Raw genomic sequence first — 24,816 nt, forward strand, 5'->3', positions numbered from 1 at the left:
AGGCCGTGGGTTACCCTGCGGCCCTTTTTTTGCGCGCTGTTCATCGCCGCGGAAGGCCGCCTCGACTCGGTCGAGGCCGCGTCGACTCCGTCACGGCGCTTTCGTGCGCGTCTACCGCTCGAACGGTTCGCCGAGCGAGGCCACGCCGTTGAGCTTGAGAAGGCGGCGGTCGGCCGAGATGATGCCGAGAACGATGATGGTGACGAGGTAGGGCAGGCTGGAGAGGAGCTGCGAGGGCAGGTCGAGGCCGGTGGCCTGCGCTGCGAGCGACATCAGCGATACCGCGCCGAACAGGCATGCGCCGAGGAAGATGCGGCCCGTGAGCCATGTGCCGAAGACGACGAGCGCAATGGCGATCCACCCGCGCCCGGCAATCATGCCGTCCGCCCAGAGCGGCGTGTAGACCGCAGCCGCATAGGCCCCGGCAAAGCCCGCCATCATGCCCCCGAAGGCGATGGCCGCCACCCGCACGGCGATGACGGGATAGCCGATGGCGTGCGCGGCCTTCGGGTTCTCGCCCACGGCGCGGATGACGAGGCCGATGCGGGTAAAGGCGAAGGTCGCCCAGATCGCCAGCGTCGCGAGCAGCGACAGCCAGACGACGGCGTCCTGCACGAAGAGGCCGCCGATGACCGGGATCTCCGAGAGGCCGGGCACCGCAAGCTTCGGCAGACCCTTGATCGTCAGGCTCTCGTAGCTCTTGCCGAACAGGGCAGACAGGCCCTGACCGAGAATGCCGATGGCAAGGCCCGTCGCCACCTGATTGGCGCGAAAACCGAGCGCGACGAAGGCGAAGACCAGCGACAGGAGCGCGCCCGCAGCACCCGCCGCGAGAAAGCCGAGAATGTGGCCGGCGCCGTGATAGACCACGATGAAGGCGATGACGGCGCCGAGCGCCATGAGGCCCTCCACCCCGAGATTGAGAACGCCGGCGCGCTCGACCACCATTTCGCCGAGCGCTGCCAGCAGAAAGGGCGTGGCGGCGGCCAGCATGCCGGCGAGGATGAATTCGAGGCCGTTCATGATGGTTTCCCCGGTGGGTCGGGCCATGCGAGGCGATAGCGCACGAAGGCGACGGCGATGAGGTAGGAGAGAAGCAGGCTGCCCTGGAAGACGCGGACCACGGCAATCGGCAGGTTGGCCGAGACCATGGCATTGTCGCCGCCGATGTAAATGACGGCCATGACCAGCGACGAGACGATGATGCCGAGCGGATGCAGGGCCCCGAGGTAGGCGACGATGATCGCCGCATAGCCATAGCCGGTGGGAATGGAGCGCTGAAGCTGGCCGAGCGGCCCCGCAACCTCCGCCGCACCGGCGAGACCGGCGGCAAACCCGCCGATCAGCAGCGACAGCCAGATCGCCCGGCCCTCGCTGAACCCCGCATAGCTTGCCGCGCGCGGCGCCATGCCGCCCACCTGCAGCTTGTAGCCCATGAAACTCTTCTGCATGAACACCCAAGCGGCAAGCGATGCGGCGAAGGCGAGAAGAAGCGAGACGTTGACCCGCGTGCCGGGGATCAGCGTCGGCACCATGGCGTCGTACTGGAAGAGCACGGATTGCGGAAAGTTGAAGCCGTTCGGGTCCTTCCACGGTCCGAGCAGCAGGAAATAGAGAAACTGGATGGCGACGAGGCTCAGCATCAGCGAGACGAGGATCTCGTTCGCATTCAGCCGGACGCGCCAGAAGGCCGCAATCGACGCCCAGAGCGCGCCGCCGACAGCACCCAGCAGCAGCATGGACGGCCAGATCCAGCCGCCCGTCGCCTGCGGAAACCAGACCGGGATGGCGGAGGCGAAGATGGCGCCGAGAACGAACTGACCCTCCGCGCCGATGTTGAAGACCCGCGCGCGAAAGCCGATGGCGAGCCCCTGTGCGATCAGGAGCAGCGGCCCGGTTTTCAGCAGGACCTCGGAGAAGGAGGCCCAGGACAGGAAGGGCTCGAGGATCAGCGCGTGGAGCACGGCGGCGGGGTCCCGCCCGATGACCATGGACAGCAGGAGATTGAGAATGATGGCGACCGCGAGCGCGACCGGCGGCGCCACCAGCTTGGCGGTGAGCGAGGCACGCTCGCGGCGTACCAGAGAGGGGAGAAAGGCAAACGCGGATCTCGTCATGAGGCAATGCTTTCCCCGGCCGTTTTCGCACCGATCATATAGCGGCCGATCTCCTCGGGCTGCGTGTCCCGCGTGATCAGAGGCGGGCTGAGAGTGCCGTGATGCAGGACCTGAAGGGTGTCGCAGAGCTCGAAAAGCTCTTCCAGTTCCTCGGAAACGACAAGGATCGCCATGCCGGCATTGCGCAGCGCGATGAGCCGCTGGCGGATGGCCGACGCAGCGCCGATATCCACGCCCCATGTCGGTTGCGCCACGAAAAGCAGCTTCGGCGCCAGCATGATCTCGCGCCCGACGATGAATTTCTGCAGGTTGCCGCCCGAAAGCGAGCCGGCTTCGCTTTCCGGTCCCTGGCAGCGGACATCGAAATCGCGGATGCAGTCGGTGGTGAAGGCCAGCATGCGGGCCTCATCGACAAGACCGCGCTTCAGAAGCTTCAGCGGATGGGCCGTCAGCAGGCCGTTCAGCGCCAGAGACATTTCCGGCACGGCGCCGCGACCCAGCCGGTCTTCCGGCACAAAGGCAAAGCCGAGCGCGCGCCGGTCGGCCGGACGCAACGGCCCGACATCCCGGCCCATCATGAAGATGCGGTCCGGATGCTCCCGCCCGAGCGTGGTTTCGCCGGAGATCAGCCCCGCCAGCTCGCGCTGGCCATTGCCGGAGATGCCGGCGATCCCCAGGATTTCCCCGGCGCGAACCGTCAGCGTGATATTCGACAAGGGAACGGCGAAGGGGTCTTCCGGCGTGTGGTCGAGGCCGATGATCTCCAGCTGCTTTTCGCCGCCGGCAAACGGCAGGGCGGGGATCGGCTCGGGCATGTCGCGGCCGATCATCATGCGGGCGAGATCCTGCGCGTCATGCTCGCGCGGATCGACATGGCCCGTCACCCGCCCGCCGCGCAGAATGGTCGCGCGGTCGCAGATGGCGCGGATCTCGTCCAGCTTGTGGGAAATGAAGAGGATCGAGACGCCGCCATCGCGCAAGGCCCGCAGCGTCTCGAACAGCCTGTCGACAAGCTGCGGCGGCAGGACGGATGTGGGTTCGTCGAGGATCAGCAGCTTCGGATCGGTCATCAGGCAACGGATGATCTCCACCCGCTGCCGCTCGCCGACCGACAGCGCATGCACATGGGCCAGCGGATCGACCTCCAGCCCGAAGCTGCGGCCGAGCGCCCGGATGCGCTCGGCAAGCGCGGCCTTGCGCCCGGGCACGACGAGCCGGATGTTTTCAACCACCGTCAGGGTCTCGAACAGCGAGAAATGCTGGAAGACCATGCCGATGCCCTTGGCCCTCGCGTCCGCAGGCGAGGCCAGGCTCAAGGGTTGGCCCCGCCAGACGGCGGTTCCGCCGTCCGGCTGCTCGACGCCATAGATGAGCTTCATCAGCGTCGATTTACCGGCCCCGTTCTCGCCGAGAATCGCGTGGATGGAGCTTTCGCCCACATCCAGGTCGATCTCCTGATTGGCCCTGATCGGGCCATAGCTCTTGGAAATGCCGCGAAGCGACAGAAGCGGGGCGGTCATGACTTACTTTGGCAGCGGGGTGGCGACACCCTTGACGTGCCAGTTCATGGCGATGATCTCCGGGTCGGACATCGCGACGCCCGCACCCACGCCCTCGCTGCCATCCGCCTTGGTGATCGGCCCGGTGAAAGGCGAGAAGCTGCCGGCGGCGATCTGGCCCTCGAGTTCCTTGATCTTCGTCATGGTGTCGGCCGGGATCGCGGGGTTCCAGTCCACCACCTCGACCACCTTCTCCGCCACGCCGAGAAACGCGTTCGCGCCCTTGAAGGAGCCGGCGAGGTGCGCGTCCACCGACGCCTTGAAGAAGGGCGACCAGTCGGTCGATACGCAGCCGAGATAGGTCTTCTCGGCATATTTCTTCATGGAGGAGTTGAGATTGAAGGAATAGACGCCGGCTTCCTCGCAGGCGGCGACGACGGATGGCGTGTCCTGCGCGTTGGAGAAGATCACATCGCACTTCTGGGCAATCAGCGCCTTGGCGGCTTCCTGCTCCTTGGCGGGATCGAACCAGGAATTGACCCAGACGACCGAGACCTCGATATCCGGTTTCACGGCCTGCGCGCCGAGCGTGAAGGCGTTGATCGAGGTGATGAGCTCGGGAATGGCGAAGGCCGAGACCGAGCCGAGCTTGCCCGTCTTGGAAAGGGCTGCCGCCGCCATGCCGAGCAGATAGGTGCCCTGGAAATATTTGGCGGCAAAGGGCGAGAAGTTCGGCGCGACCTGAAAGCCGGATGCATGCAGCACGGTCACATCGGGGTTGCGGCGGGCGATCTGGAGCGCTCCGTTCTGGTAACCGAATGAACCGGCGATCAGCACCTTGTTTCCGTCCGCAACCGTCTTGTTCATGATGCGGTCGGCATCCGGCCCCTCGGCGATGTTTTCGAGAATGGTGACCTTGACCTTGTCGCCATAGGCAGCCTTGATCGGCTCCAGACCGGCGGCGAGCGCATGGCCCCAGCCGACATCGCCGACCGGCGAGGGGATGACGAGGGCGATGCCCAGCGGCTCGTCGGCGGCAAAGGCAAGGCGGCTGCCAATAGCACTGGCAAGGCCGGTGGCTGCGGCCGCCTGCATCAGATGTCGGCGTGTCAGGTTGGTGTTCACTGTGGCGTTCCCTTTGTTATCGTTCAGAAATTGACGGTCGCGAGTGCGGCCTCGGCGTCGGCTGCAAGTTTAGCCTCGTCGAGACCCGGAAATTCGCCGTTCGCCCACACGATCCGGCCGTTGATCATGGTCATGTCCGTCGCCATGCCGATGCCGACGCGGGGAATGAGGCTCAGCGGATCGTGCCGCGTGCCGACATAATCCATGCGGCGGGTGTCGATGGCAAAGAGGTCGGCGGCCATTCCGGGCGCAAGGCGGCCGATATCGCTGCGCCCCAGCAGGCTCGCGCCGCCGCTGGTGCCGTAGCGCAGGAATTCGACCGGCGGTGGCACCGGATGGGCGCGGGTCGAGGCGGCGAGGCATTGCAGCATGTAGGCCGAGTGCAGGCTGTGCATCAGGTTGGAATTGTCGTTGGAGGCCGCACCGTCGCAGCCGAGCCCGATGCGCACACCGAAGGCCGCCATGGCGGGGATGTCGGTGACCTCGGCGCCGACGAGATAGACGGGCTCCGGGCAATGGGAGACGCCGGTGCCGCTTGCCGCCATTCGCCGCAGCTCGTCATGGGTCAGTTCCCAGCAATGGGCATAGAAGGTATCGGGCCCGGCAAAGCCGATCTCTTCGAGATAATCGACGGTGCGCAGCCCGTGGCGCGCCTGAATGACCGGGCTTTCGCCTTCGCCGACATGGGTGTGGAGCATCACGCCGCGATCGCGGGCGAGCGCCACGGATTCCACGAAAGTCTCGCGGTAGGCGTTGACGGGCTGGCAGGGCGCGACGACGACCTGGCGCATGCTGAACGGGCGGGCGTCGTGATAGCTGTCGATCAGCCGGGCGCAGTCATTGATGAATTCGTCCGTCGTCTCCAGCATCTCGTCGGGGATCGTGGACCCTTCCGATTTGGGCAGCGTATTGCCGCCGCGACCGGCGTGAAACCGCATGCCGAGGAGATCGGCTGCCTCGAACTGGCGGTCGATCAGCCGCTTTCCGGCGTGGCGGGGAAAATTATACTGGTGATCGAAGGCCGTGGTGCAGCCATGCTTGATCAGCTCGGCCATGGCGGTGAGCGAGGAATGGTAGAAGCAGGCTTCGTTCAGCTGCGAAAAGACCGGGTAGATGCGATCGAGCCATTCGATCACCGAGAGCTTCGTCCAGTCGAGATCGGCGCGGTTGCGCACGAAGCACTGGAAAAAATGGTGATGCGTGTTGACGAGGCCGGGATAGACGAACCAGCCGGTGGCGTCCTGCACCGTCGTGCCCTCGGGCAGAGCTTCGCCTTCAAGGTTTTCGCCGATAGCGCGGATGGCAGGGCCTTCAGTCAGGAGATCGACATTGCGGCGCACGACCGGGCCGCTACCGTCGTCGGTGATGACGGCCGCGCAGTTCTTCAGCAGATATCCGCTCATGTCATGCCTCGTCCTGTTCAAGATGCGGTTCGGGCTTCAGCTCGTGCAGGCGGTGGATACCGGGCATCTCGATGAAGCCCTTGAGCGAGCGGATCGCGCGCGACCAGAGGCGGATGGCGGGGTAGGGATCGAGCGATACGCCGCCATCCGGCGCGAGCGCCACATAAGGGAAGCAGGCGATATCGGCGATGGTCGGGCGATCGGTCACGAGGAAGGCCTGTCCGGCGAGCCGCTGCTCGACAAGGCCGGCTTCAAGCTCGCGAAGGCTGGCAACGCCTCCGGCTTGCAAGGCGGCGATGTCGCCCGGCCGGAGCAGCATTTCGTGCAGCCGCGCGCCCCCGAGGGTCGCCGTCAGCCGGCTGGAAAAGGCAAGCCATTGCTGCTCGCGCGCCGTCTCCATGGCTGAGGCGCGGCCGAGCCATTCGGGTGCTGAAAGGCTCGCGATGTAGGCGAGCATGGCCGAGGATTCGGTGAGAACAAGGTCGCCGTCCTCAAGGATCGGGATGGAGCCTGCCGGGTTGAGCGAGAGAAGGTCCGGGCCGCGATGTTCCAGGCCGGGATGGAAATCGACGGCGCGCAGATCGAGCTTGATGCCGGCAAGGGCCGCCATCAGGCGGACTTTGTAGCAGCTGGGCGAAAGGATGTAGTCGTAGAGCTTCATTATCGCGCCACCAGCTGTGCGCCATAGGTGTAATCGTGCCGCTTCAGCCAGCGCCGGTAGGCAATCGAGGTGAGGTCGGCACGGGTCGGAATTTCCATGCCGGGATCGAGCGGCAGGAGCCGGGGGATCTGGTTTTCAAGGATCGAGCGATCCTGAAGGAAGATCATCTGCTGGAAATGAATGAGGTCCGTCATCGACGTCTCGTCATCGAAGAGGGCCATCCAAGGCCAGACGTCGCAGAGATCCTCAGCCAGCGGCTGCACGAAGAGCGTGATCACATCCCACTCGCTCGGGCGGGGCGGGCAGGTCTTGTAGAGCACCGAGCAGGTCGGGGCGGGGACGCGGTACATATATTCCGTGGTGATGCCGCCGCTGGCCGACTTCGAGGCCTGCGGCTGGTAGAACTTCACCTGCGTCGCCCAGACTTCATCCACGTCGGCGCGGATTTCGGCCGTATAGTTCTGCACCTCCGTATGGGGTTCGGCACCCAGCACATCGGTATGTACGAAGGGGAAATGGGCGATGTCGAGAAAGTTCTCGACGGCCCGCAGCGGCGAGCAGCGCACGCGCACGACACCGACATCCACGAAGCGACGGCCGGGCTGATCGGCTTCCGGGATCGAAAAGATATCCTTCGTGGGCGTGCCCAGCGACGACCAGACATGCCCGTAACGCACCTTGACAGGGAGGATGCGACCGTTGCCGCCGGTAACGAGGGGATTGCCCGCATCGTCGCCGGACACCACGATCGGCTCGCCCATGAGGGCTGTGTGCCGGCCTGACCTGTCGAGCTGGCTGACGAGGCCGACGGGATACCATTCGTCGATCATGGCTTGATGGGGTGGGGCCTGATGGGGTGGGGCCTGATGAGGCATCGCCTGTTGCAGCGTTGTCTGGGCGGTCATTGCACGCCTCCTTTATGGCTGGCACTCTCCGCCATCCGCCGCAGCCTTTCGACGCTGCGCGATGCTGCAATCCGTGCAGCCGCATCGCTTCCGCTCCTCACGAGCACATGGATCAGGGTCCGGCCCTCCGGCTGATCGGCGAGCAGCAGACAGAGGTCCTGTCCGGCGATGTTCGTCACGAGGCGACCGTCCTCATCCGCCTGCGCGCCGGCGGCTAACGCAAGGGCGGCGCGGTCCGCGTCTGCGGTGAGCGAGCGCAACGGGGTGAAGCCGTCGAGATCAGGCGGGTCTCCCGCCGGTATACCGGAGGCAACCCAGACGATACCGCCGGTATCCCGAACGTCATGGGTCACCACGCGGATGGCGTCGGGTGGCGTCAGGCCGGGATGGGCGGGGATGCGCAGACAGTTTCCGGCCCTGCCATAGCTCCATCCGTGATAGATGCAGGACAGCACCTCGCCACGAACGAAGCCGTGCGAGAGGCTCATGCCACGATGGGGACAGCGATCTGCGGAGGCTGCGATATGCCCGGTCTGGCTGCGCCAGAGGGCAATGGTACCGGCTGCCATGCGCGCCGGAATGACGGTTCCCGCCGGCAGGTCGGCAGAAAGGGCGACTGGCGTCCAGAAGCCCGTCGTATCGGAGCGCATGTCTGAAATTCCCGAGCAGATTCATTGGTGTGACGAGCATGAAGCCGTTTGGTTCGGCCCGGTCATGTGCTCGGCCGCTTAAGCTTGCATAGATAATCTGCAATGGCAATAATGATTAAATAACAGGCAACAGATTTTTCAAGCGTGCGTTCCCGCGGAGGAATTTACGACGTCTGCACAGCAAGCGGTTCGCGGCCGATGGTTTCCACCCAGACATCGATCGGCCCCAGCAGGCAGCCGACCTCCATCATGTCGATCAGCTCTTCCGGTCCGTCCAGTTCAAGCTCGATCCGCTCGTCATCGGCATGGGAAACGGTCTGCGCGAGCCCCAGACGGTCGGCATGACGGCGGATCCAGGGCAGGAAGGAGGCAGCGCCGAGGTCGCCGAGGATCGTCATCCGCTGCCGCCTGTCGTTTCGATGTCCCTGCGTCATAAAGATCTCGTCCGGTTCGGCATGAAGATGTTCGTCCACTGTGACGGATGCGGGCGCCGGGCGTCAAGCCGGCGGGCTCACCCGGTCCTCGTCGAATTGCTCGGTTCCCGGAAGGGCGGCCAACCACGTCTCGCGGCGCTTCGTCCAAAGCTCGTAGCTCGGCGCCAGCCCGCTCGGCGCATCCGTCAGGCTGCCAAGCTTGATCTCGGCTTCCTCGTCGTTCAGCGAAAACAGCCGCGATCCGCAGGCAGGGCAGAACCGGCGCTCGGCATAGTCCACCGTCTCTCCATGACCCTCGAAAGCGGATGCGGGCCAGATGCCGAAGAAGGCGAAGGCCGATCCGCTTTCCCTCCGGCAATCGGTGCAATGGCAGATGCCGACCCGCAGCGGCTCGCCTGCGACCCTGAAGCGGACATTGCCACACCGGCATGATCCTTCCCGCACTGTCATGATGTCCTCCCGTTGGCTATTCCTCTATCGCCGCCTAACTGTTCCGGCGAAACCATGTTCCGCGACCGTCTCTCAGGTGGAACCGTTGGCGAGGCCCGATGCCGGCCGGGCGGGTGGGTTCGCGCTCAGCGCCGCATGGATCTGGGAGACCACGGCCGCGCCTTCGCCGACCGCTGCGGCAACGCGTTTGGTGGAGCCGGCGCGCACGTCGCCGATGGCAAAGACGTTGGGCAGGCTGGTTTCGAGCGGCAAAGGGGTGCGGGTGACATTGCACTGCGCGTCGAAGGTCTGGCCCGTGACGATGAAGCCTTTTGCGTCGACATGGACGCGGCCGCTGACCCAGCCTGTGTTCGGGTCCGCGCCGATGAAGAGGAACAGATGGTGAAGGGCGAGTTGCTGCGTGCTGCCGTCGCGCCGGTTGCGCAGGGTGGCGGAGGAGAGACCGGTGACGGGATCGCCGCCGACGGCATCCACCTCGCAGTTCATGTGAATCTGGACATTCGGCAGCGCCTTGATGCGGTCGATCAGATATTGCGACATGGTTTCCTCCAGCGCCCGCCGGACGACGAGATGCAGGGTCTGCACCTGCGGGGCCAGAAACACGATGGCCTGACCTGCCGAATTGCCGCCGCCGACCAGAGCCACCTCTTCGCCGGCGCAGAGCTTGGCCTCGATGGGTGACGCCCAGTAGGATACGCCATTGCCTTCGAAGGTGGCGATACCGGCGACATCGGGCCGTCGATACCGCGCGCCGGAGGCGATGACCACGGTGCGCGCGTCCACGCTCATGCCGCCCGCAAGGTCGAGCTTCAACGGGCTCCGCGCATCAGCGGGCGAAACCAGACGATCGACCTCGACCGGAAGGACGATCTCCGCGCCGAATTTCAGCGCCTGATTATAGGCGCGACCGGCCAGAGCCTGGCCGGAAATGCCGGTGGGGAAGCCGAGATAATTCTCGATGCGCGATGACGCACCGGCCTGACCACCGACGGAGCGTTCGTCGATGACGATGACATCGAGCCCTTCGGAGGCCGCATAGACGGCCGTGGCAAGCCCGGCGGGACCGGCGCCGACGACCGCGACATCATAGATCTTTCCCGCAACGAGCTGCGGCGTCATGCCGAGGCAGGCTGCGGCCTCCGCATCGGTCGGATCCCGAAGCACCGTGCCATTCGGGCAGACCATCAGCGGAAGCTCGGAGGGGACGATGCCCAGCCGTTCGATGAGCGCCCGGCCTTCGCCTTCGATGGCGGCGTCGAGCACGACATAGGGAAAGGCGTTGCGGGCGAGAAAACCCTGAAGGCGCGCAAGGGCTGCGTGGCCGGCCGTGCCGATGAGAACGGAGCCGGCGCCGGCATCGATCAGGCCGACGCGGCGCAGGATGAAGGAGCGCATGATGATCTCGCCCACATCCGCCGAGCCGATGACCAGCGCCCGCAAATGTGCGGCGTCGAAGGCGACAGCCGTGCAGCCCGACGCCCCGGCCCGCGCACCGGCAAGCGTCGGGCGGCGGGAGAGCTGGTTTACCTCGCCGGACAGCTGACCGACCGTGTGCGTGGTGATCGGCGCCTCGTGCGGCAGGCCCCCGGCCTGAAGACCTTCATGGCGAAAGACGTCCATCGACCCGTCGAGCACCAGCCAGGCAGGGGCCGCGTGATCGCCCACCTTGTAGATGAACGCGCCGGGTTCGAAATGCTGCGGCTCGCCCAGCGCGAAACGTCTGGCGATATCAACCTGATGCGGGCTGAGCACCGGAAACATCTGGTGCTGACGTGCGCTGAGATCTGCCATGACGTGCCTCCCGGGCTGATGTGTGTTCGATGCGGCTTAATAGTAACGCGGGATCGGTCCGCGTTGCGGGGTCTGGTCCGGCAGCTCCACCATGGTCTCGTCAATGTAGCACCAGCCCCAGCCTTCCGGCGGGTCATAGCCCTCGATGATCGGATGGCCGGTCGCGTGGAAATGCGCCGTGGCGTGCCTCCCGGGCGACTGGTCGCAGCAGCCGACATGGCCGCATTCCCGGCAGAGCCGCAGGTGCAGCCAGACCTGTCCGGTCTTCAGGCACTCCTCGCAACCGAGCGTGCGCGGCTCGACTGTTTCGATTGTGGACGTGTGGGTGCATTGGTAGGACATCGTTCCGTTCCCTTGCTCTTTTTGTTATCCCGGATGTTTCAGCGCGTCTTCGAGACAGCGGACGAGCTGGTTGAAATCGACCGGCTTGCCGAGAAAGGCATAAGCGCCGCCATCCATGGCCGCTGCCCGCGTCCGCTCGTCGCGGTAGGAGGTCATGAAGATCATCGGCGGCTTGTCTGCCGGTGTCTCGTTGAGAGCCGCCTGAAGCTCGATGCCGCTCAGGCCGGGCATGGCGACATCCACGAGCATGCAGGCGATGGCGGCGCGATCGGCGTCGGCCAGAAAGGCTTCCGCGGACGAAAAGAGCCGGCTGCGATAGCCGCAGGACAGGACAAGATCGTCAAGGGCTTCGCGGATCGACGGATCGTCGTCGACGATGGCTATGACCGGTGTGATGGACACTGTGCTGACGCCTTGCGTGAGTTTCTCAGGGTCTTATGCGCTCTCCGACGCGCCCTTTGAACCATACAAGGGTCTAGGTTTCCGCCTTTTGCTACAGTCCCAGCAGCTCGGCCTTGCGCACGAGATCGGCGACCGAGCGCGCTTCCATCTTCCGCATCACATTGCCCCTGTGCAGCTTGACGGTGATTTCGCTGATGCCGAGGTTGAAGGCGATCTGCTTGTTCATGAGCCCTTTCACGACGGCGGCCATGACCTCGTGCTCACGGCGGGTGAGGGTCCTTGCCAGATCGGCGACCGCGCCGTTGGCGGCCGATTGCTCTCGCTGCTCGCGATCCCTCTGAAGCGCCAGAGAGACCGCATCGAGAATATCCTGATCCCGGAACGGCTTGGCAAGGAAATCCACCGCGCCCGCCTTCATGGCGCGCACCGTCATGGGTATGTCGCCATGCCCGGTCATGAAGATGATCGGCATGCGGTTACCAAGCTTTTCCAGATGCGCCTGCAGGTCGAGCCCGTTGCCGCCCGGCAGTCTGACATCGAGAAGAATGCAGCCGGGCCGCTCCAGATCGGCTGTGTCGAGCAGCTGCTGTGCGCTCTCGAAGGCTTTCGCGTCCGTGCGCACCGACAGGAAGAGATCGACCAGCGCCTCGCGGATCGAGGGATCGTCATCGACGATGTAGACGACGGCCATATCGGCATTGCCGGTCGTGGCCGGCTTTCTCGCATCAGTCATGGTCCGCCTCGATGGGTATGGTCATGTCGAACAGGGCGCCGCCATCCGGGTGGTTGCTGGCGGTCAATGTTCCGCCACGCGCCTCCAGCATGCTGCGGCAGATGGCAAGACCGATGCCGAGACCGGTCTCCTTGGTGGTGCAGAAGGGCTTGAACAGGTTCTTGAAGACCTCCGGGCTGAGGCCGGGTCCGGTGTCGCGGATCCTGACGACCGCGCCGGCAGCGTCTGTAGCCTCGATCGTCACCCCTATCCGCCGCTCCGCTTCCGGTGTGACCGCCATGGCGTGCAGCGCATTGGTGATGAGGTTGATCAGGACCTGTTGCAGCTCGATGCGAACCGCGCGAACCACGGGCGTTCCCTCTTTCACCTCCACGTCGAGGACGGCCCTGGCTCTCAGCAGTTCGCTCTCCAAGAGGGTCCGCGTCTCCAGAACGAGATCGGGCAGCGATACGAGCTCGAAGGCGGGCGGGCGGTTGCCGAGCATCGACCGGGTGCTCTGGATGATGTCGCTTGCGCGCTGGCTGTCGCGGACGATGCGCTCGGCGGAACGGGACACGGCAGCCAGATCCGGCGGATCGCGGTCGAGCCACCGCTGAAGGGTCTGCGCATTGACGACGACGGCGCCGAGCGGCTGGTTCAGCTCATGGGCGAGCGATGCCGACAAGGCGCCGATGGTGGCGGCGCGGGAGGCGAGCGCAAGCTCCGCCTGAGCATCGAACAGCGCCTTCTGCGCCGTCTCGCGCTCGGTGATATCGAACATGCCCACAACGACCCGGTTGAAATCGGCCGCATCCTGGGGAAAGCCGACGGTGAGCAGGACCAGCTTGCTCGTGCCATCGGCGGTGATGACTGTGCCCCTGCCTTCGAAATGCCGCCTCTCTTCGAAGATCGCGACCAGAAGCTCGAGGAATGTCGCATCGTCCTGCGCGATATAGCGCCGGATCGCCCGCACGTCGCCGGCCCGCACCTTGGGATCGACATTGCCGAGAAGGTCGAGGGCCGCGGCATTGGCGGCGATGGTGGGGACGCGGGCGATGCAGGTTTCGATGAAGGCCGGATGCTCCCGCGCATAGGCCCGCAGATCTTGGATGCCGTCCGCCCGCAGACGCATCAGCATCTTGCGAACGTCGGAGTAATCCCGCTCCCAGAGGGCTACCCGTCCCTGCTCGAAAAGGGTGCGATAGCGCTCCTCGCTGCTGCGCAGATCGGCGTTGAACCGCAGCAGATGCAGGCGGGCGCGCTGGTTTCGGATCACGAGCGCGCAGGTGATCGCAAGGGCGGCGAGCGCAACTGTCAGTCGCAGGGCCGCCGCGAGATCCGCCTGGAGGCCGTGAGCCGTGAGATAGGAAAAGATCGCAAGGCTGCCGCAGATGACCGACAGGAACAGCGTACCCTTCTCCGTCAATGTTTCCGCCGACAGAAGCACCGTGATGACATAGAGCGTGGCGAGCGCGCTGTGGATATCGGTAAACGTATCGAGATAGAAAACCGTGGCCGCCAGGAGAGCGGCGAGCGAGAGAATGCCGCCCTCATGGCGCGCCGACATGCGCCGTTTCGGGTTCACAAGGCCATGCGTCTGCAATGCTTTTTCCAAAGCTGGTGTCGAAAGCGGCATCAAGCCATCCCGATATCGAAAAGGCAAACATCATGGCGTCCATTTACCGAAGGCGGACACTTAAACACCAGAAATGGGGTGGCACATCCAATGCCCGGAGAGCGCGGGCGATCTATCGCGAATGTAAGCCATGTGAAACTATACGATGGTGTGGGTTCGACTAGCCAAGCATTGGATATGGCGCATCGGCCACCTGAACTAGACATGTCTCCAGCAACCCGCTGAACCCACCTCAATGGAGACCATCATGGACCGCGTCATCGCAGAAAAGCATCGCAAAGCCCCGCTCGCAACGCCGACCGGCCTCGGAACCAATGCGACGGCCGACATTTCCGGCGCCCTCACAGCCCTTCTCGGCGATGTCTTCGCACTCTACCTCAAGACCAAGAACTTCCATTGGCACATGAGCGGCCCGCACTTTCGCGACTACCACCTGATGCTCGATGAGCAAAGCGAGCAGATCCTCGCCATCACGGACGATATCGCCGAACGGGCCCGCAAGATCGGCGGCACGACCATCCGCTCCGTCGGTCACATCTCCCGCGTCCAGCGCCTCCTCGACAATGACGCGGATTTCGTCACGCCGGCCGATATGCTGGCCGAGCTTCGGGAGGACAACATTACGCTGGTGTCGCTGATGAAGGAGACGCACGCGCTTTGCGACGAACATGGAGACATCGCCACCGCCAGCCTGATCGAGAACTGGGTGGACGAGGCGGAGCGCCGCGCTTGGTTCCTGTTCGAAAGCACCCGTGGCGCCGAGTAAGCCCGCGATGTCCGAGAACGCCCAGATAGACCCCTTCGCCCTCTCGCGCCGTCAGGTTCTCGTCGTCGGCTCCACCCTCTCTCTCGCCGTTGCCATGCCGGCATTCGGCCAGAGCGCATCCCGCAAACCCGCTTCCCCTCAACCGAAAGGACTTGAACCCATGACCCATCATTTCGTCACCACCAAGGACGGCGTCGAGATCTTCTTTAAGGACTGGGGTCCGAAGGACGCGCAGCCGATCGTCTTCCACCACGGCTGGCCGCTGTCCTCCGACGACTGGGATGCCCAGATGCTGTTCTTCGTCAACAAGGGCTACCGTGTCGTTGCCCATGACCGCCGGGGCCATGGCCGGTCGAGCCAGGTCAGCGACGGTCATGATATGGACCACTACGCCGCCGACGCCTCGGCCGTGGCCGAACATCTCGACCTGCGCAACGCCGTCCATATCGGCCATTCCACCGGCGGCGGCGAGGTTGCCCGCTATGTCGCGCGCTACGGCCAGCCGCAGGGCCGCGTTGCCAAGGCCGTTCTCGTCAGCGCCGTTCCGCCGCTGATGCTGAAGACCGAAACCAACCCGGAGGGAACCGCGATCGAGGTCTTCGACGGCTTCCGGCAGGCCCTAGCCGCCAACCGCGCCCAGTTCTTCCTCGATGTCGCTGCCGGCCCCTTCTACGGCTTCAACCGCCCGGATGCGAAGGTGTCGCAGGGCGTGATCGACAATTGGTGGCGTCAGGGCATGATGGGCAGCGCAAAGGCGCATTATGACGGCATCAAGGCCTTCTCCGAGACCGACCAGACCGAGGACCTGAAGGCGATCACCGTCCCGACGCTCGTCACACAGGGCGACGACGACCAGATCGTCCCCTACAAGGCCGCCGTCGAGATGCAGGCCAAGCTGGTCAAGGGCAGCGTCCTCAAGCTCTACAAGGGCTTTCCGCACGGCATGCTCACCACGCATGCCGATGTGATCAACCCGGATCTTCTGGCGTTCATCAAGGGCTGACAGGCCGGCCATCCAAAAGCAGCGCGGCCATCCCAGGGGGATGACCGCGCTGACGGTTTGTTTAACGTCCAAGAGCAGATTGCCGTCTGCCTAGAACTTGAGAATTTGCCCTGCGGCGGAAAGGGTACTGCGAAGCTTGTTGATATTCACTTCACTGACCCTGCCTTTTGGCGCCAGCGCCGCCGCCGCCCCTGCGGCCTGACCGAGCACCATGAACGTCGGCTCCACGCGGACGGACGTGAAGGCTGCATGGCTTGCGGACAGGGCAACGGGGACGATGAGGTTGGTAACCTGCGACGTCTTGGGCAACATGGCCCGGTACGGGATCTGGTAAGGGCCAACGCCGATGCTTTCGCGCGACTCGTCCGCGATGAAGCCATTCAGGACGGTTCTGATCATTCCATGCTCATCCATCGGGTAGAAACCGAGACCGATGGTGTCGCTATAGGGGGTCTTCTTGACGAGATTGTTTTGCGTCAGAACGACCTGACCGATCAGGCGTCGCGCTTGCCGGACATACATCTGGTAGGGAAAGCCACCATTGTCGGTGAACTCGTCGGCGCAGTAGCCGAACTTTGCCATGTACTGGCGCACATTGCTCGGCACCCGGGGATCGGACTGTGCAAACCACATCAAGCCCGTAATGTGATTGCGCACCCTGGTCCGGATTGCCTCACGCTTCGCTTCCGTGCCGGTGGTATAGTCATAGCCGATGTGCCAGACGTTGGTGGAGAAATAGCGCGTGGAATTGACGTCCAGCTTACCGTTCACCGTCATGCCACGGCCGATGAAATGGGCTGCATCGACGCCCTTGCCCGAAGCCTTCAAAGCCTGAAGGAACCGTGCCGTCGTTTCGTAGAGCAGCGGATCATAGCTGTCAGGCCGCGTGAAGGGGATCCGGTTGTCGGCATTGTCTGTCACGCAGAGCCGATAGTTGAAGGCCATCATGCTCGTATCTGCAGAACCGAGGGCCTTTTGACCGACATCGATGACGCCCGGCAGAAGGCCGCTGTTCCGGTTGCCGGCGACGACATAGGGATCGACCAGGATCGCAGATCCATCGACTTCGGGCCGTTTCAGCTTCTGGACGCCGGCGGCGCTCTCGCCGTACTTCGCCCGGCTTTCCCGCCCGACGATCGTCTGCGCACCCGATTTCAGCGTCAGGTCGCCCTCGTAGCTGGCATCGACGAAGACGGTGCCGCAGTAGGACTTGCCCGAGACCATGGTGATCTCGGTCAACGCCGTCGATGCACGCGCTGCCTTCAGGATGCGCTGTTCCAGCTCGACCGTGACATTTGCGGATCTCAACATTACATTGAAGGTCGCTTCCGCCCACTTCGATTCGAAGTAGATCCGGATCGGATCCGACGTGCGATAGCGGGCCTTTGCCTTTTTCAGGAACTCGGCCGCGATGCCGCCATAGACATTTTTGCGGGGAGACGCGTCGGTTTTGGTCAGCCCGCTCGACAGCATTCCCCCGACGTGACGTGTCGGCTCGAGGAGGATCACGCTTTTCTTCAAACGGGCCGCCTGAATGGCCGCAGCAATCCCGCCGGGCGTGCCACCATACACCACGACGTCAGCGCGCTGACAGGCGGCATAGGCCGGAGCGGCAACACACGACAGCAGGAGAGCAAGAGCTCCGCCGACCAGCCTGACGTATCCAGCTTTTCGATCCATAGAAGATATTCCCCTCGACATTCCGAACCCTTAAAGGTGTTCGTAAGCGAAGACAATTGCGGCTCGTCAGCCGCATCCCTGAAGATCCCTACACGCCTGACCTAAGGCTTCAGACCTGGTCAGCCTGGAAACAGGCATGAAATATATTTTTCTGCGGCGAACAGGATCAGTTTCTCGGAATAACCGGTTCCTGCGCCGTCGTTATGATCGGGACCCAGTTTTCATGGACAGGATACTTTTCTCTCTTCCGGTGCATGATCGGCCGGATATTGTTCGCGACCAGATCGAGAATATCAATTACTTCTGCCCGGGCTCCTTGATCTGTCTGCATGTGGCCGAGGGCGCTGCTGCAAGTCGTGAGGAATTCGCACGGTCCTGCGATTTCGAGAATGTCGTTCTCAACCCTCAGTCTCTCGCTTTCGCCGTGTCCGATGGGCTCATGCACACGCATGTCAGCAATTTCCTGCATATGCTCGATACCGGGCTGCCGTTCGACAAGATCGTGCTGATCTCTTCTGACGAGATGCTCGTCAAGGACGGTCTCGGTGCGTATGTTTCCAGATACCCGCTTGGCGTCCATGCCGAGGTTCTCGATCTCGCCACCGACTGGGGCGTGTTCAGTCCGGAGCTTTTGCAGACTGTCGCAATGCAGGGGTTTCTGACGGCAATGGGGCTTCCCCTTTACTTCGGCGGTCAGGCAGAAGGGCAGTTTTTCAGCAAAAGCATCTTTAGCCATTTGACGAGGCTCTTCATCGAAAACTTTCCGATGAAGCCATGTGGCTTTCCAACCGAACAGGTTATCGGGCCGACCGTGGCCGCCCGATATTTCGTCACCCGTACCGATGGCGTGCCCCCGGTCACGCTTTCGAACAAATCCAACACCCTGGTCATCTCGGATGACGTCATCGCACGGGTCCGAAGCGGCAAAGGGACCATCTTTGCGAAACGACGCCCGGGCGCGCTGCGGTCTCCTCACATAGGGGCATCGGTGCTGAAAGGCGTTTTCAGCGTCACGCATGTTCCCCGTGAGGACTGCGATCTTCGCCGCCATATTCGCAGTCTGATGATCTAGAGTATTTCTCGTGAACACGGGTTCACCGGACATGCTCTATCCTCTTGTTTTCTCTAAATTGTCTGACGCCGGGGCGATCCCGCTTCGGCTGGAAATGCCCTAGGACGCAACGCAATGATACTGTTTTCTCTTCCTGTGCATGAAAAGCCTGAAATCGTCCGGGATCAGGTCGAGAATATCCGCTATTTCTGCCCTGAGGCTCTCATCTGCATCCACGTTTCCTCCGGTGCGACGAGCGCCAAGGACGAATTCCGGCGTCAGTGCGATGTGGAGAACGTTTTCGTCAATCCCAGTTCCTACGAGACCATCTGGTGCGAAGGACTGATGCATACGCATGTCAGCAACTTTCTCTATGCTCTCGAACAGGGACGCCGCTTCGACAAGGTGGTGCTGCTCTCCTCCAACGAATTGCTGGTGAAACCCGGACTTGCCGCTTATGTGGCAGACTATTCGATCGGCAGTCAGACCGAGATCTACGATACGGCCACGGATTGGGGGTCGTTCCGTTCGGACGTGCTCAGTGCGATCCCGATGCGCAAGTTCCTGTCCAGGCTCGATATGAGGGGTTACTTCGGCGGGCAAGCAGAAGGGCAGTTCTACGATACGGCGATCTTTGCCCATATCACCAGAATGTTCATCGATCACTTTCCGATGGCGCCGTGCGGCTTCCCCAGCGAGGAAGTCATTCCACCGACCATTGCAGCCCATTATGCCATGAATGGCATGGACGCAGCCTTGCCGATAACATTCTGCGACTATTGCACGAACCTCGTCATCTCGACCGATACGATCGATCACATAAGGGAAGGCACGGGGACAGTTTACGCCCGGCGTTATCTACAGGCCTTGCGGTCTCCGCATATGGGCATCTGCGCAATGCCGGGCGTCTTCAGCGTCAAGCGCATTCCCCGCGAAGACTGCGATCTGCGCCGCTATGTGCGCAGCCTGATGGTCTGATTGCCGTACGATCGGCCAGCGCCATCCACTACCGGCTGGCTGTAGGCCGTGTCATGCAGAGTCTGGGAGGGATCGCGGTTCACGATGTGAGAACTGCTGTCGCGCCAAGGGAACTCGCCTCTCTCGTGACAGTTGGTGAACGCAAAAGGAGCAAAGCGATGACCAACGAGAACGAGCAGCTTGCGAACAATGCGGGCCTTGGAAGCGGTGATATAACCGAGCCTGCGGCACTGGATGTCGAACGCCAGCCCCAGCCGGACAAGGCGCCCGAGACGACCTCGAACCGCAACACGGTGCCACCGGTCAGGATGGGGCAGGCTTCTGAGGCGCCCGAGACGCCGACGGAGGCAGATATGGATGATAACCCTGTGCATCACACAGGCCACATCCCCGCTCCGGTTACCAGCAACAGGTAATACCAGGTCGCCAGCAACGGGACAATTTACCGAGCTTGGAAAGGCACCGAGGATGACGGATCATAGACGAGAGCATGGCGTCGACCTGAATGCGCCGACGGGCACGCCGGAACAGAGAGCATCAAAGGAGCAGGAGCCACCTGTCCGCGAGTCGAGCGAGCAATATTCGAAGGACGCAACCGATCGTGGTCTCATGCCGATCGGATCGACCCTGGAAAAGGGCAAGCCGACGGTTCCGTAAGGGCGTGCCGCCCTTGATGCGCTATGCTGTCAGTGAGACACGATTTGAATGTCGGCTTCCTCAGCCGCCTTCAGGAATTGGAGGCGGCTTTCTTCTGGTTCCACAGTGCCCTTCAAGGCCGATCTGCACATTTCCAGAGCCTTCTCGTAAAAGATGCCATGTCGGATGGGCCACTCGTTGTTGAGGACCTTCGACGCCTCTTTGGCGCTCGTCACGATGCGATAATGCCCGTGTCCGTACATCTCCAATGTCACGGGATGGTCCCAGATCTTCATATCCATGATGTCCTCCGGATCGACAACCGAAGGTGTCCCGCCGAAGTTCCTTGCCGCGCATCTTTTACATCTGCCAGAAGTCAACGACCCTGAAGGATCTTGATGAGCTTTGGCGTTATCTTTCCCTGCTTGAACGCGACGGCGTCGGCATAGTCCAGCCGTCCCGACCTGAACGCGTCGAGATATCGTTTGCAAGCGACGCGCGGGGCCAGCTTCTCGGTCGTATCGAGCAGCATAGCGGCATTCTGAATGTTTTTACGCTGCCAGCCCTTGGTCGTGCATTCTCTCATCGCGAATGCGCGCGTTTTTTCACTTCCCCGAACTGCCTCGCGCGCGGCCTCGAATTGCTGCTGCGACGGGGCGCAGCCTGTCAGCAGCACAACCGTCATCAGTGTCGAAAATAGATGAATGCGCCTCATGTCGTCCTCCTCCGGCAAGCAGGACGGTATCAGAATCCTCCCGATCGGCAATCTGGCGAGCGCGAATTCCGTCAGAGAAAGATAACCGAGACGGCTTGGCAGCACCATGTCGGGGCCGGACGACGGGTCACATCCGCCTCAGCCCTCAGCCTGCCGACAACAGCGGCAGCAGAGCCATGCCGTGATATACCAGAGGAATTCGGTACCGCGCGCTTTACGGCTCAGCAACGCTGGCGACGATGTCGAGCGCGACCGAACCCGGCCGCCCGCCATCCCGTGCCAGCCGGGCAACGGCCTGTTGCAGGGCCGCATTCAGCGGGGCCGAGACGCCGTGAAGGCGGGCGAGACGGACGATTTCGCCGTTGAGGTAATCGACTTCGCTCGACGTGCCGCGCGTGAAGCTCTGCCACGTCGATTGCTGACCCTGCTCGATGCCGCTGTCTTCGGCCAAATGCCAGCCGGAGATGTCGACCTTGCGTTCGGACGGCAGGGCCGGATTAAGGCCGGCGGCGTGCAGCACCTTCCGCGCTTCGTCGGCCACGCGGGCGGCTATGGCAGCACGGTTCTCAGGGGTGGCTGCGAAGAGTTCGGTGGCGTTGGTGACGTTGTGGATCAGCTTTTCCGCCTTCCACCTGATGATATCGGCCCGTGTCTCGGTCAGGTAGCCCGCCTTGATGAGGTCGGCCGCGATCTCCTGCGCGGTGTCGTCGAGACCGTGGGGATAGCGGCCGAGCGTGACGATGCCGAGGTTCGGCGCACCGCCGACGACGACTTCACCCGTGACCGTGTAGCGCGCGGGGATCTTGATGCTGGTGGCATAGATGCGGGAGAAGCGGCGCAGCGCGATATCTTCCGCCGCAAGCCCGTTCTGCACCGTGACCAGCGGCAGGTCGGCGGCGAGGCCGCCCCCGTCCACCGGTTGCCACGCCCAGAAGGCGGTCGCCGCCTCCACATCCTGCGTCTTCACGGTGAGAACGAGCACATCGCCCGGTGCGAGCGACGGAGGCGTCGCGGTATCCACCGCCGTCAGCCGGATCTGGCGCGTGCCGCTCGGGCGGCGATAGGTCAGGCCGTGCCGGGCGATATGGTCGATCTGCGCGCCGCGCCCGACGAGAATATACGGGATGGCGTGGGTTTCGAACTCGGCGGCAAGGCTCGCGCCCACGGCGCCGGCACCGATGATGATGTAGCGGGTCATGGCGATCCGATCACGTTGCGGGATGCCGCAGCTTTATACCGGCGACGCGCGGGAGGACAGACATTTGAAGGGTGAGGGCATGTTCAGGCTGTCTTCAGGACGGGGAGGGGTACGGCGGTCCTCGCGGCGTCCTTCGCCCAGCGGTCGAAGGCGCTTCGGCCGAGGATCGACAGGGACGTATCCTCCTGCGGGGCATGGACGAGCACCGACTGGATGTCGCGAAAATGCCGCTCCAGTCCGAGATCGGCGCCGAGGCCGGGATTGCCGATGCCGCGCACCGCGATCTCAACCGCATCGCGCAGCTGCCGGCCGGCAAGGATGCGCGCGCGGATCAGCGCTTGCGCATCGTCGCCCCGGTGGGCGAGCGTGTCGAAGATCAGCTGCCGTGCGCCGGAGACGAGCAGGTCGATCTCGCCCGACAGCGTGACAAAACGCTCCGTGCGGGCGATGGGATGGCCGAGATTGGCGGGAACGCGTGTCTGCGCAAAGCGGATGAACGCCTCCTGCGCGGCTTCGGCCACGCCGAGATAGAGCGCGGTCAGCGCGAGCGTCATGCCCGTATGAGCGCGGTTGTCCTGCTGGGCAACGGAGGGATCGACCAGATCGAGCACGTTCTCGACGGGAATCTCGACATCGGTATAGACGACATCATGCGAGCCGCTCGCGCGCATGCCGAGGCTGTTCCAGTTCTCGACGACCTCGATACCGGGAAGCCCGTTTTCCACCACGAAGGTGCCGACGCGCGACGGCGTCTCGTCCGTATGGGCCCAGACGAGGAAATGCGTGAGGCCATGGGCGCCGGTGACGAAGCGCTTGTGGCCGGAGATCGACCAGCCCGTGCCCGTGCGGCGGGCGACCGTTGCGGGCAGTCCGCCGCGCGCCGGCGAGCCGAGTTCCGGCTCCACCCGGGCGGCATTCACCAGCAGCGGGCGGTCCTTCGCCTGTTCGAGCAGTTGCCGATAGAGGTCGTCCGGCCAGTTGCTCTTCGTCGCCTGCCCCAGATGATGGAAGAGCGTCATGGCGCTGATCAGCGCGACGGACGGATCGCCCCGGCCGAGAGCGGCAAGGATCGTGGCAGCATCGAGCAGCGTGCCGCCGGGCCCGCCATAGCGTGTGGCCACGGTATGCTCCAGCAGGCCGCTGCGATGCACCGCATGGATACCCGTCCAGGGAAACCCGCCGGAAGCATCCGCCTGCGGTGCGGCATCTGCCAGCGCCCGGGTCGCATCCCCGAGAAGCGTCGCGTTGAGGACGGGCGGCTTCGAGCCCGAGGTTCGGGGAAGGGGGAGCGGACGATGCATGATCTCGGGCTTTCTGGCTTCGGGGAAACAACCGCTGCGCGCATGCGGGGGAGGCGCGAGCGCGCGTGCGGCGTTCGCGGGCCGGGCGGGGGAGGTGCCCGGCCTGCGATCTTCGATGGGTCAGGCCGCCGCTTTCTCGCCGGCCTTTTTGCCCGCCTCTTCGCTCGCCCTTGCGCGTGCGCGAAGGCCCTCGCGCACGAGCGGCAGGACGTAGCGGCCATAGTCCACGGCGTCGTTATAGTTGTCGTAGCCGCGGATCGAGATCAGGTCTGCGCCGAGATCGATATAGTCGAGGATGGAGTCCGCGATGGTCTGCGGCGAACCGACGAGGGCGGTGGTCGCGCCGCTCGCATTGGTGGCCGTCACGGTCGGATACCAGAGCGCCCGGTCGTGCACATGGCCGCGCGCGGCGATATCCAGAAGCCGCTGCGAGCCGACATTGGCGGGCGGAGCGGATGAGGCCGGCTTGCGCGAAAGGCCTTTTTCGCGGTTTGCATTCAGCTGGTCGAGCACCTTGTGCGCCTTCACCCAGGCCAGTTCGTCCGTCTCGGCGATGATGGGGCGGAAGGTGACCCAGATGCGGGGGCGGTCGGTGCGGCCGGCCTTCGCAGCCTCCTCGTAGATCCGGTCGATCTGCTGTTTGGTTTCCGCCAGCGGCTCGCCCCAGAGGCCGAAGATGTCGCAGAGCGCGCCGCCGATGCGATAGGCGGCATCCGACGAGCCGCCGAGCGAGATCGGGATGTGCCCCCTGGTCGGCCTGACATGGCTGATGAACTGCTTGAACTGATAATATTTTCCGTCGAAATCGAAAGGCTCGGTCGCGCTCCAGACGTGGCGCAGGATGCGGATATATTCCTCCTGCCGCTCATAGCGTTCGTCCTTGTTGAGGAAGTCGCCCTCGCGCGCCTGCTCGTCGTCGCTGCCGCCCGCGATGAAGTGGACGACGACGCGGCCGCCGCTCAGCTGGTCGAGTGTCGCCAGCGCCTTCGCCGCGACCGTGGGGTAGACCGTGTTCGGCCGGAGCGCCACGATGATGTTGATGTTCTTCGTGTGCGCCAGAATCGTTGCGCCGATGGTGAAGGGGTCGAAGGAGGACGATGCATAGGGGATCAGCGTATAGTTAAACCCGTAATCGTCCAGCATGCGCGCATAGCGCTGCAGGTAGGCCGGATCGATCGGCGCCTGCGGCTCGGGATGGAGGTCGTTGGACTCGTTTGGAAAGGTGACGCTGATGAATTCTGCTGGCACGAGGCTTTCTCCCATACGATGCCGGCTCGCAGGAGACCGGTTGATGCTGTCAGCCTAGGGCGCGATACCGGGCCGAGGAAGACAGGTCGTTCTATTTCTAGTGAATCTATAGA

Annotated in this window: 27 protein-coding genes; 6 read left to right on the forward strand and 21 right to left on the reverse strand. The window is 63.6% G+C overall.

The genetic code is table 11. From position 1 onward, the window contains the following. Positions 1-111: 111 nt before the first annotated feature. The 15 genes from BSG19_RS15545 to BSG19_RS15615 all read right to left on the reverse strand — a co-directional run bounded on the left by BSG19_RS15545 (position 112) and on the right by BSG19_RS15615 (position 14,127). Positions 112-1,023 carry an ABC transporter permease gene (locus tag BSG19_RS15545; RefSeq protein ID WP_092988905.1) on the reverse strand — a complete coding sequence of 304 codons (912 nt, stop codon included), beginning with the start codon at positions 1,021-1,023 and terminating at the stop codon, positions 112-114. Further along, entirely contained in the window at positions 1,020-2,117 is a 1,098-nt protein-coding gene (locus BSG19_RS15550; protein WP_092988906.1) for an ABC transporter permease, read from the reverse strand. The genes BSG19_RS15545 and BSG19_RS15550 overlap by 4 nt, the downstream gene beginning before the upstream one ends. Then, on the reverse strand, positions 2,114-3,637 hold the full coding sequence (locus BSG19_RS15555; RefSeq protein WP_092988907.1) for an ABC transporter ATP-binding protein: 1,524 nt from the start codon (positions 3,635-3,637) through the stop codon (positions 2,114-2,116). Before BSG19_RS15555 ends, BSG19_RS15550 begins: the two co-directional genes overlap by 4 nt. Before the next feature lie 3 nt (positions 3,638-3,640). After that, entirely contained in the window at positions 3,641-4,711 is a 1,071-nt protein-coding gene (locus tag BSG19_RS15560) for a BMP family ABC transporter substrate-binding protein (protein WP_092989116.1), read from the reverse strand. A gap of 53 nt (positions 4,712-4,764) precedes the next feature. Continuing rightward, entirely contained in the window at positions 4,765-6,144 is a 1,380-nt protein-coding gene (locus BSG19_RS15565) for an amidohydrolase (RefSeq protein WP_092988908.1), read from the reverse strand. Between the two features lies 1 nt (position 6,145). Further along, the gene (locus tag BSG19_RS15570) at positions 6,146-6,805 is read right to left on the reverse strand and encodes a glutathione S-transferase family protein (RefSeq protein ID WP_092988909.1); all 660 of its coding nucleotides are present in this window, start codon (positions 6,803-6,805) and stop codon (positions 6,146-6,148) included. Further along, a complete protein-coding gene (locus BSG19_RS15575) occupies positions 6,805-7,680 on the reverse strand; it encodes an aromatic ring-hydroxylating oxygenase subunit alpha (protein WP_092989117.1) in 876 nt (291 codons plus the stop codon). The genes BSG19_RS15570 and BSG19_RS15575 overlap by 1 nt, the downstream gene beginning before the upstream one ends. A gap of 26 nt (positions 7,681-7,706) precedes the next feature. Continuing rightward, entirely contained in the window at positions 7,707-8,360 is a 654-nt protein-coding gene (locus BSG19_RS15580) for a Rieske 2Fe-2S domain-containing protein (RefSeq protein WP_092988910.1), read from the reverse strand. Positions 8,361-8,524: 164 nt separating this feature from the next. After that, on the reverse strand, positions 8,525-8,794 hold the full coding sequence (locus BSG19_RS15585; protein WP_092989118.1) for an acylphosphatase: 270 nt from the start codon (positions 8,792-8,794) through the stop codon (positions 8,525-8,527). Between the two features lie 63 nt (positions 8,795-8,857). Next, positions 8,858-9,244 (reverse strand): GFA family protein, encoded by a 387-nt coding sequence (locus BSG19_RS15590; RefSeq protein WP_092988911.1) that lies wholly within the window; start codon positions 9,242-9,244, stop codon positions 8,858-8,860. 72 nt (positions 9,245-9,316) lie between these two features. Continuing rightward, the gene (locus tag BSG19_RS15595; RefSeq protein ID WP_092988912.1) at positions 9,317-11,035 is read right to left on the reverse strand and encodes an FAD-dependent oxidoreductase; all 1,719 of its coding nucleotides are present in this window, start codon (positions 11,033-11,035) and stop codon (positions 9,317-9,319) included. 36 nt (positions 11,036-11,071) lie between these two features. After that, positions 11,072-11,377, reverse strand: a complete 306-nt coding sequence (locus BSG19_RS15600; RefSeq protein WP_092988913.1) for a UBP-type zinc finger domain-containing protein — start codon at positions 11,375-11,377, stop codon at positions 11,072-11,074. A 24-nt stretch (positions 11,378-11,401) separates the two neighbouring features. Continuing rightward, entirely contained in the window at positions 11,402-11,779 is a 378-nt protein-coding gene (locus tag BSG19_RS15605) for a response regulator transcription factor (RefSeq protein ID WP_092988914.1), read from the reverse strand. A gap of 91 nt (positions 11,780-11,870) precedes the next feature. Then, entirely contained in the window at positions 11,871-12,512 is a 642-nt protein-coding gene (locus tag BSG19_RS15610; protein WP_092988915.1) for a response regulator transcription factor, read from the reverse strand. Next, entirely contained in the window at positions 12,505-14,127 is a 1,623-nt protein-coding gene (locus BSG19_RS15615; RefSeq protein WP_170865999.1) for a sensor histidine kinase, read from the reverse strand. The genes BSG19_RS15610 and BSG19_RS15615 overlap by 8 nt, the downstream gene beginning before the upstream one ends. A gap of 247 nt (positions 14,128-14,374) precedes the next feature. Between BSG19_RS15615 and BSG19_RS15620 the strand changes: the two genes are divergently transcribed. After that, the gene (locus BSG19_RS15620; protein WP_092989119.1) at positions 14,375-14,893 is read left to right on the forward strand and encodes a Dps family protein; all 519 of its coding nucleotides are present in this window, start codon (positions 14,375-14,377) and stop codon (positions 14,891-14,893) included. A gap of 7 nt (positions 14,894-14,900) precedes the next feature. Beyond that, entirely contained in the window at positions 14,901-15,896 is a 996-nt protein-coding gene (locus BSG19_RS15625; RefSeq protein WP_092988917.1) for an alpha/beta fold hydrolase, read from the forward strand. A 90-nt stretch (positions 15,897-15,986) separates the two neighbouring features. Here the strand turns inward: BSG19_RS15625 and BSG19_RS15630 are convergent, their stop codons facing one another. Continuing rightward, positions 15,987-17,576, reverse strand: a complete 1,590-nt coding sequence (locus BSG19_RS15630; RefSeq protein ID WP_170866000.1) for an FAD-dependent oxidoreductase — start codon at positions 17,574-17,576, stop codon at positions 15,987-15,989. A 223-nt stretch (positions 17,577-17,799) separates the two neighbouring features. Here BSG19_RS15630 and BSG19_RS15635 point away from each other — a divergent pair, with 223 nt between their 5' ends. The 4 genes from BSG19_RS15635 (at position 17,800) to BSG19_RS15650 (ending at position 20,262) form a co-directional block, all read left to right on the forward strand. Beyond that, a complete protein-coding gene (locus BSG19_RS15635; RefSeq protein WP_139274780.1) occupies positions 17,800-18,648 on the forward strand; it encodes a hypothetical protein in 849 nt (282 codons plus the stop codon). A 114-nt stretch (positions 18,649-18,762) separates the two neighbouring features. Next, positions 18,763-19,605, forward strand: a complete 843-nt coding sequence (locus tag BSG19_RS15640; protein ID WP_092988920.1) for a hypothetical protein — start codon at positions 18,763-18,765, stop codon at positions 19,603-19,605. Positions 19,606-19,763: 158 nt separating this feature from the next. Next, complete coding sequence (locus BSG19_RS15645; RefSeq protein ID WP_244529269.1) at positions 19,764-20,021, forward strand: hypothetical protein; 258 nt, start codon at positions 19,764-19,766, stop codon at positions 20,019-20,021. Between the two features lie 52 nt (positions 20,022-20,073). Further along, entirely contained in the window at positions 20,074-20,262 is a 189-nt protein-coding gene (locus BSG19_RS15650; RefSeq protein WP_092988921.1) for a hypothetical protein, read from the forward strand. Between the two features lie 29 nt (positions 20,263-20,291). Here the strand turns inward: BSG19_RS15650 and BSG19_RS15655 are convergent, their stop codons facing one another. From BSG19_RS15655 to BSG19_RS15675, 5 genes are all read right to left on the reverse strand, one after another. Beyond that, positions 20,292-20,543, reverse strand: a complete 252-nt coding sequence (locus BSG19_RS15655) for a DUF982 domain-containing protein (protein ID WP_092988922.1) — start codon at positions 20,541-20,543, stop codon at positions 20,292-20,294. Positions 20,544-20,617: 74 nt separating this feature from the next. Further along, entirely contained in the window at positions 20,618-20,956 is a 339-nt protein-coding gene (locus BSG19_RS15660; RefSeq protein WP_139274781.1) for a BON domain-containing protein, read from the reverse strand. A gap of 214 nt (positions 20,957-21,170) precedes the next feature. Beyond that, positions 21,171-22,154 carry a ketopantoate reductase family protein gene (locus BSG19_RS15665; RefSeq protein ID WP_092988924.1) on the reverse strand — a complete coding sequence of 328 codons (984 nt, stop codon included), beginning with the start codon at positions 22,152-22,154 and terminating at the stop codon, positions 21,171-21,173. Between the two features lie 83 nt (positions 22,155-22,237). Then, the gene (locus BSG19_RS15670; protein ID WP_092988925.1) at positions 22,238-23,455 is read right to left on the reverse strand and encodes an acyl-CoA dehydrogenase family protein; all 1,218 of its coding nucleotides are present in this window, start codon (positions 23,453-23,455) and stop codon (positions 22,238-22,240) included. A gap of 120 nt (positions 23,456-23,575) precedes the next feature. After that, on the reverse strand, positions 23,576-24,703 hold the full coding sequence (locus BSG19_RS15675) for an LLM class flavin-dependent oxidoreductase (RefSeq protein ID WP_092989121.1): 1,128 nt from the start codon (positions 24,701-24,703) through the stop codon (positions 23,576-23,578). Positions 24,704-24,816: the final 113 nt, after the last annotated feature.

It is taken from the genome of Rhizobium sp. NFR03 (assembly GCF_900111275.1).
GTDB lineage: Bacteria > Pseudomonadota > Alphaproteobacteria > Rhizobiales > Rhizobiaceae > Ferranicluibacter.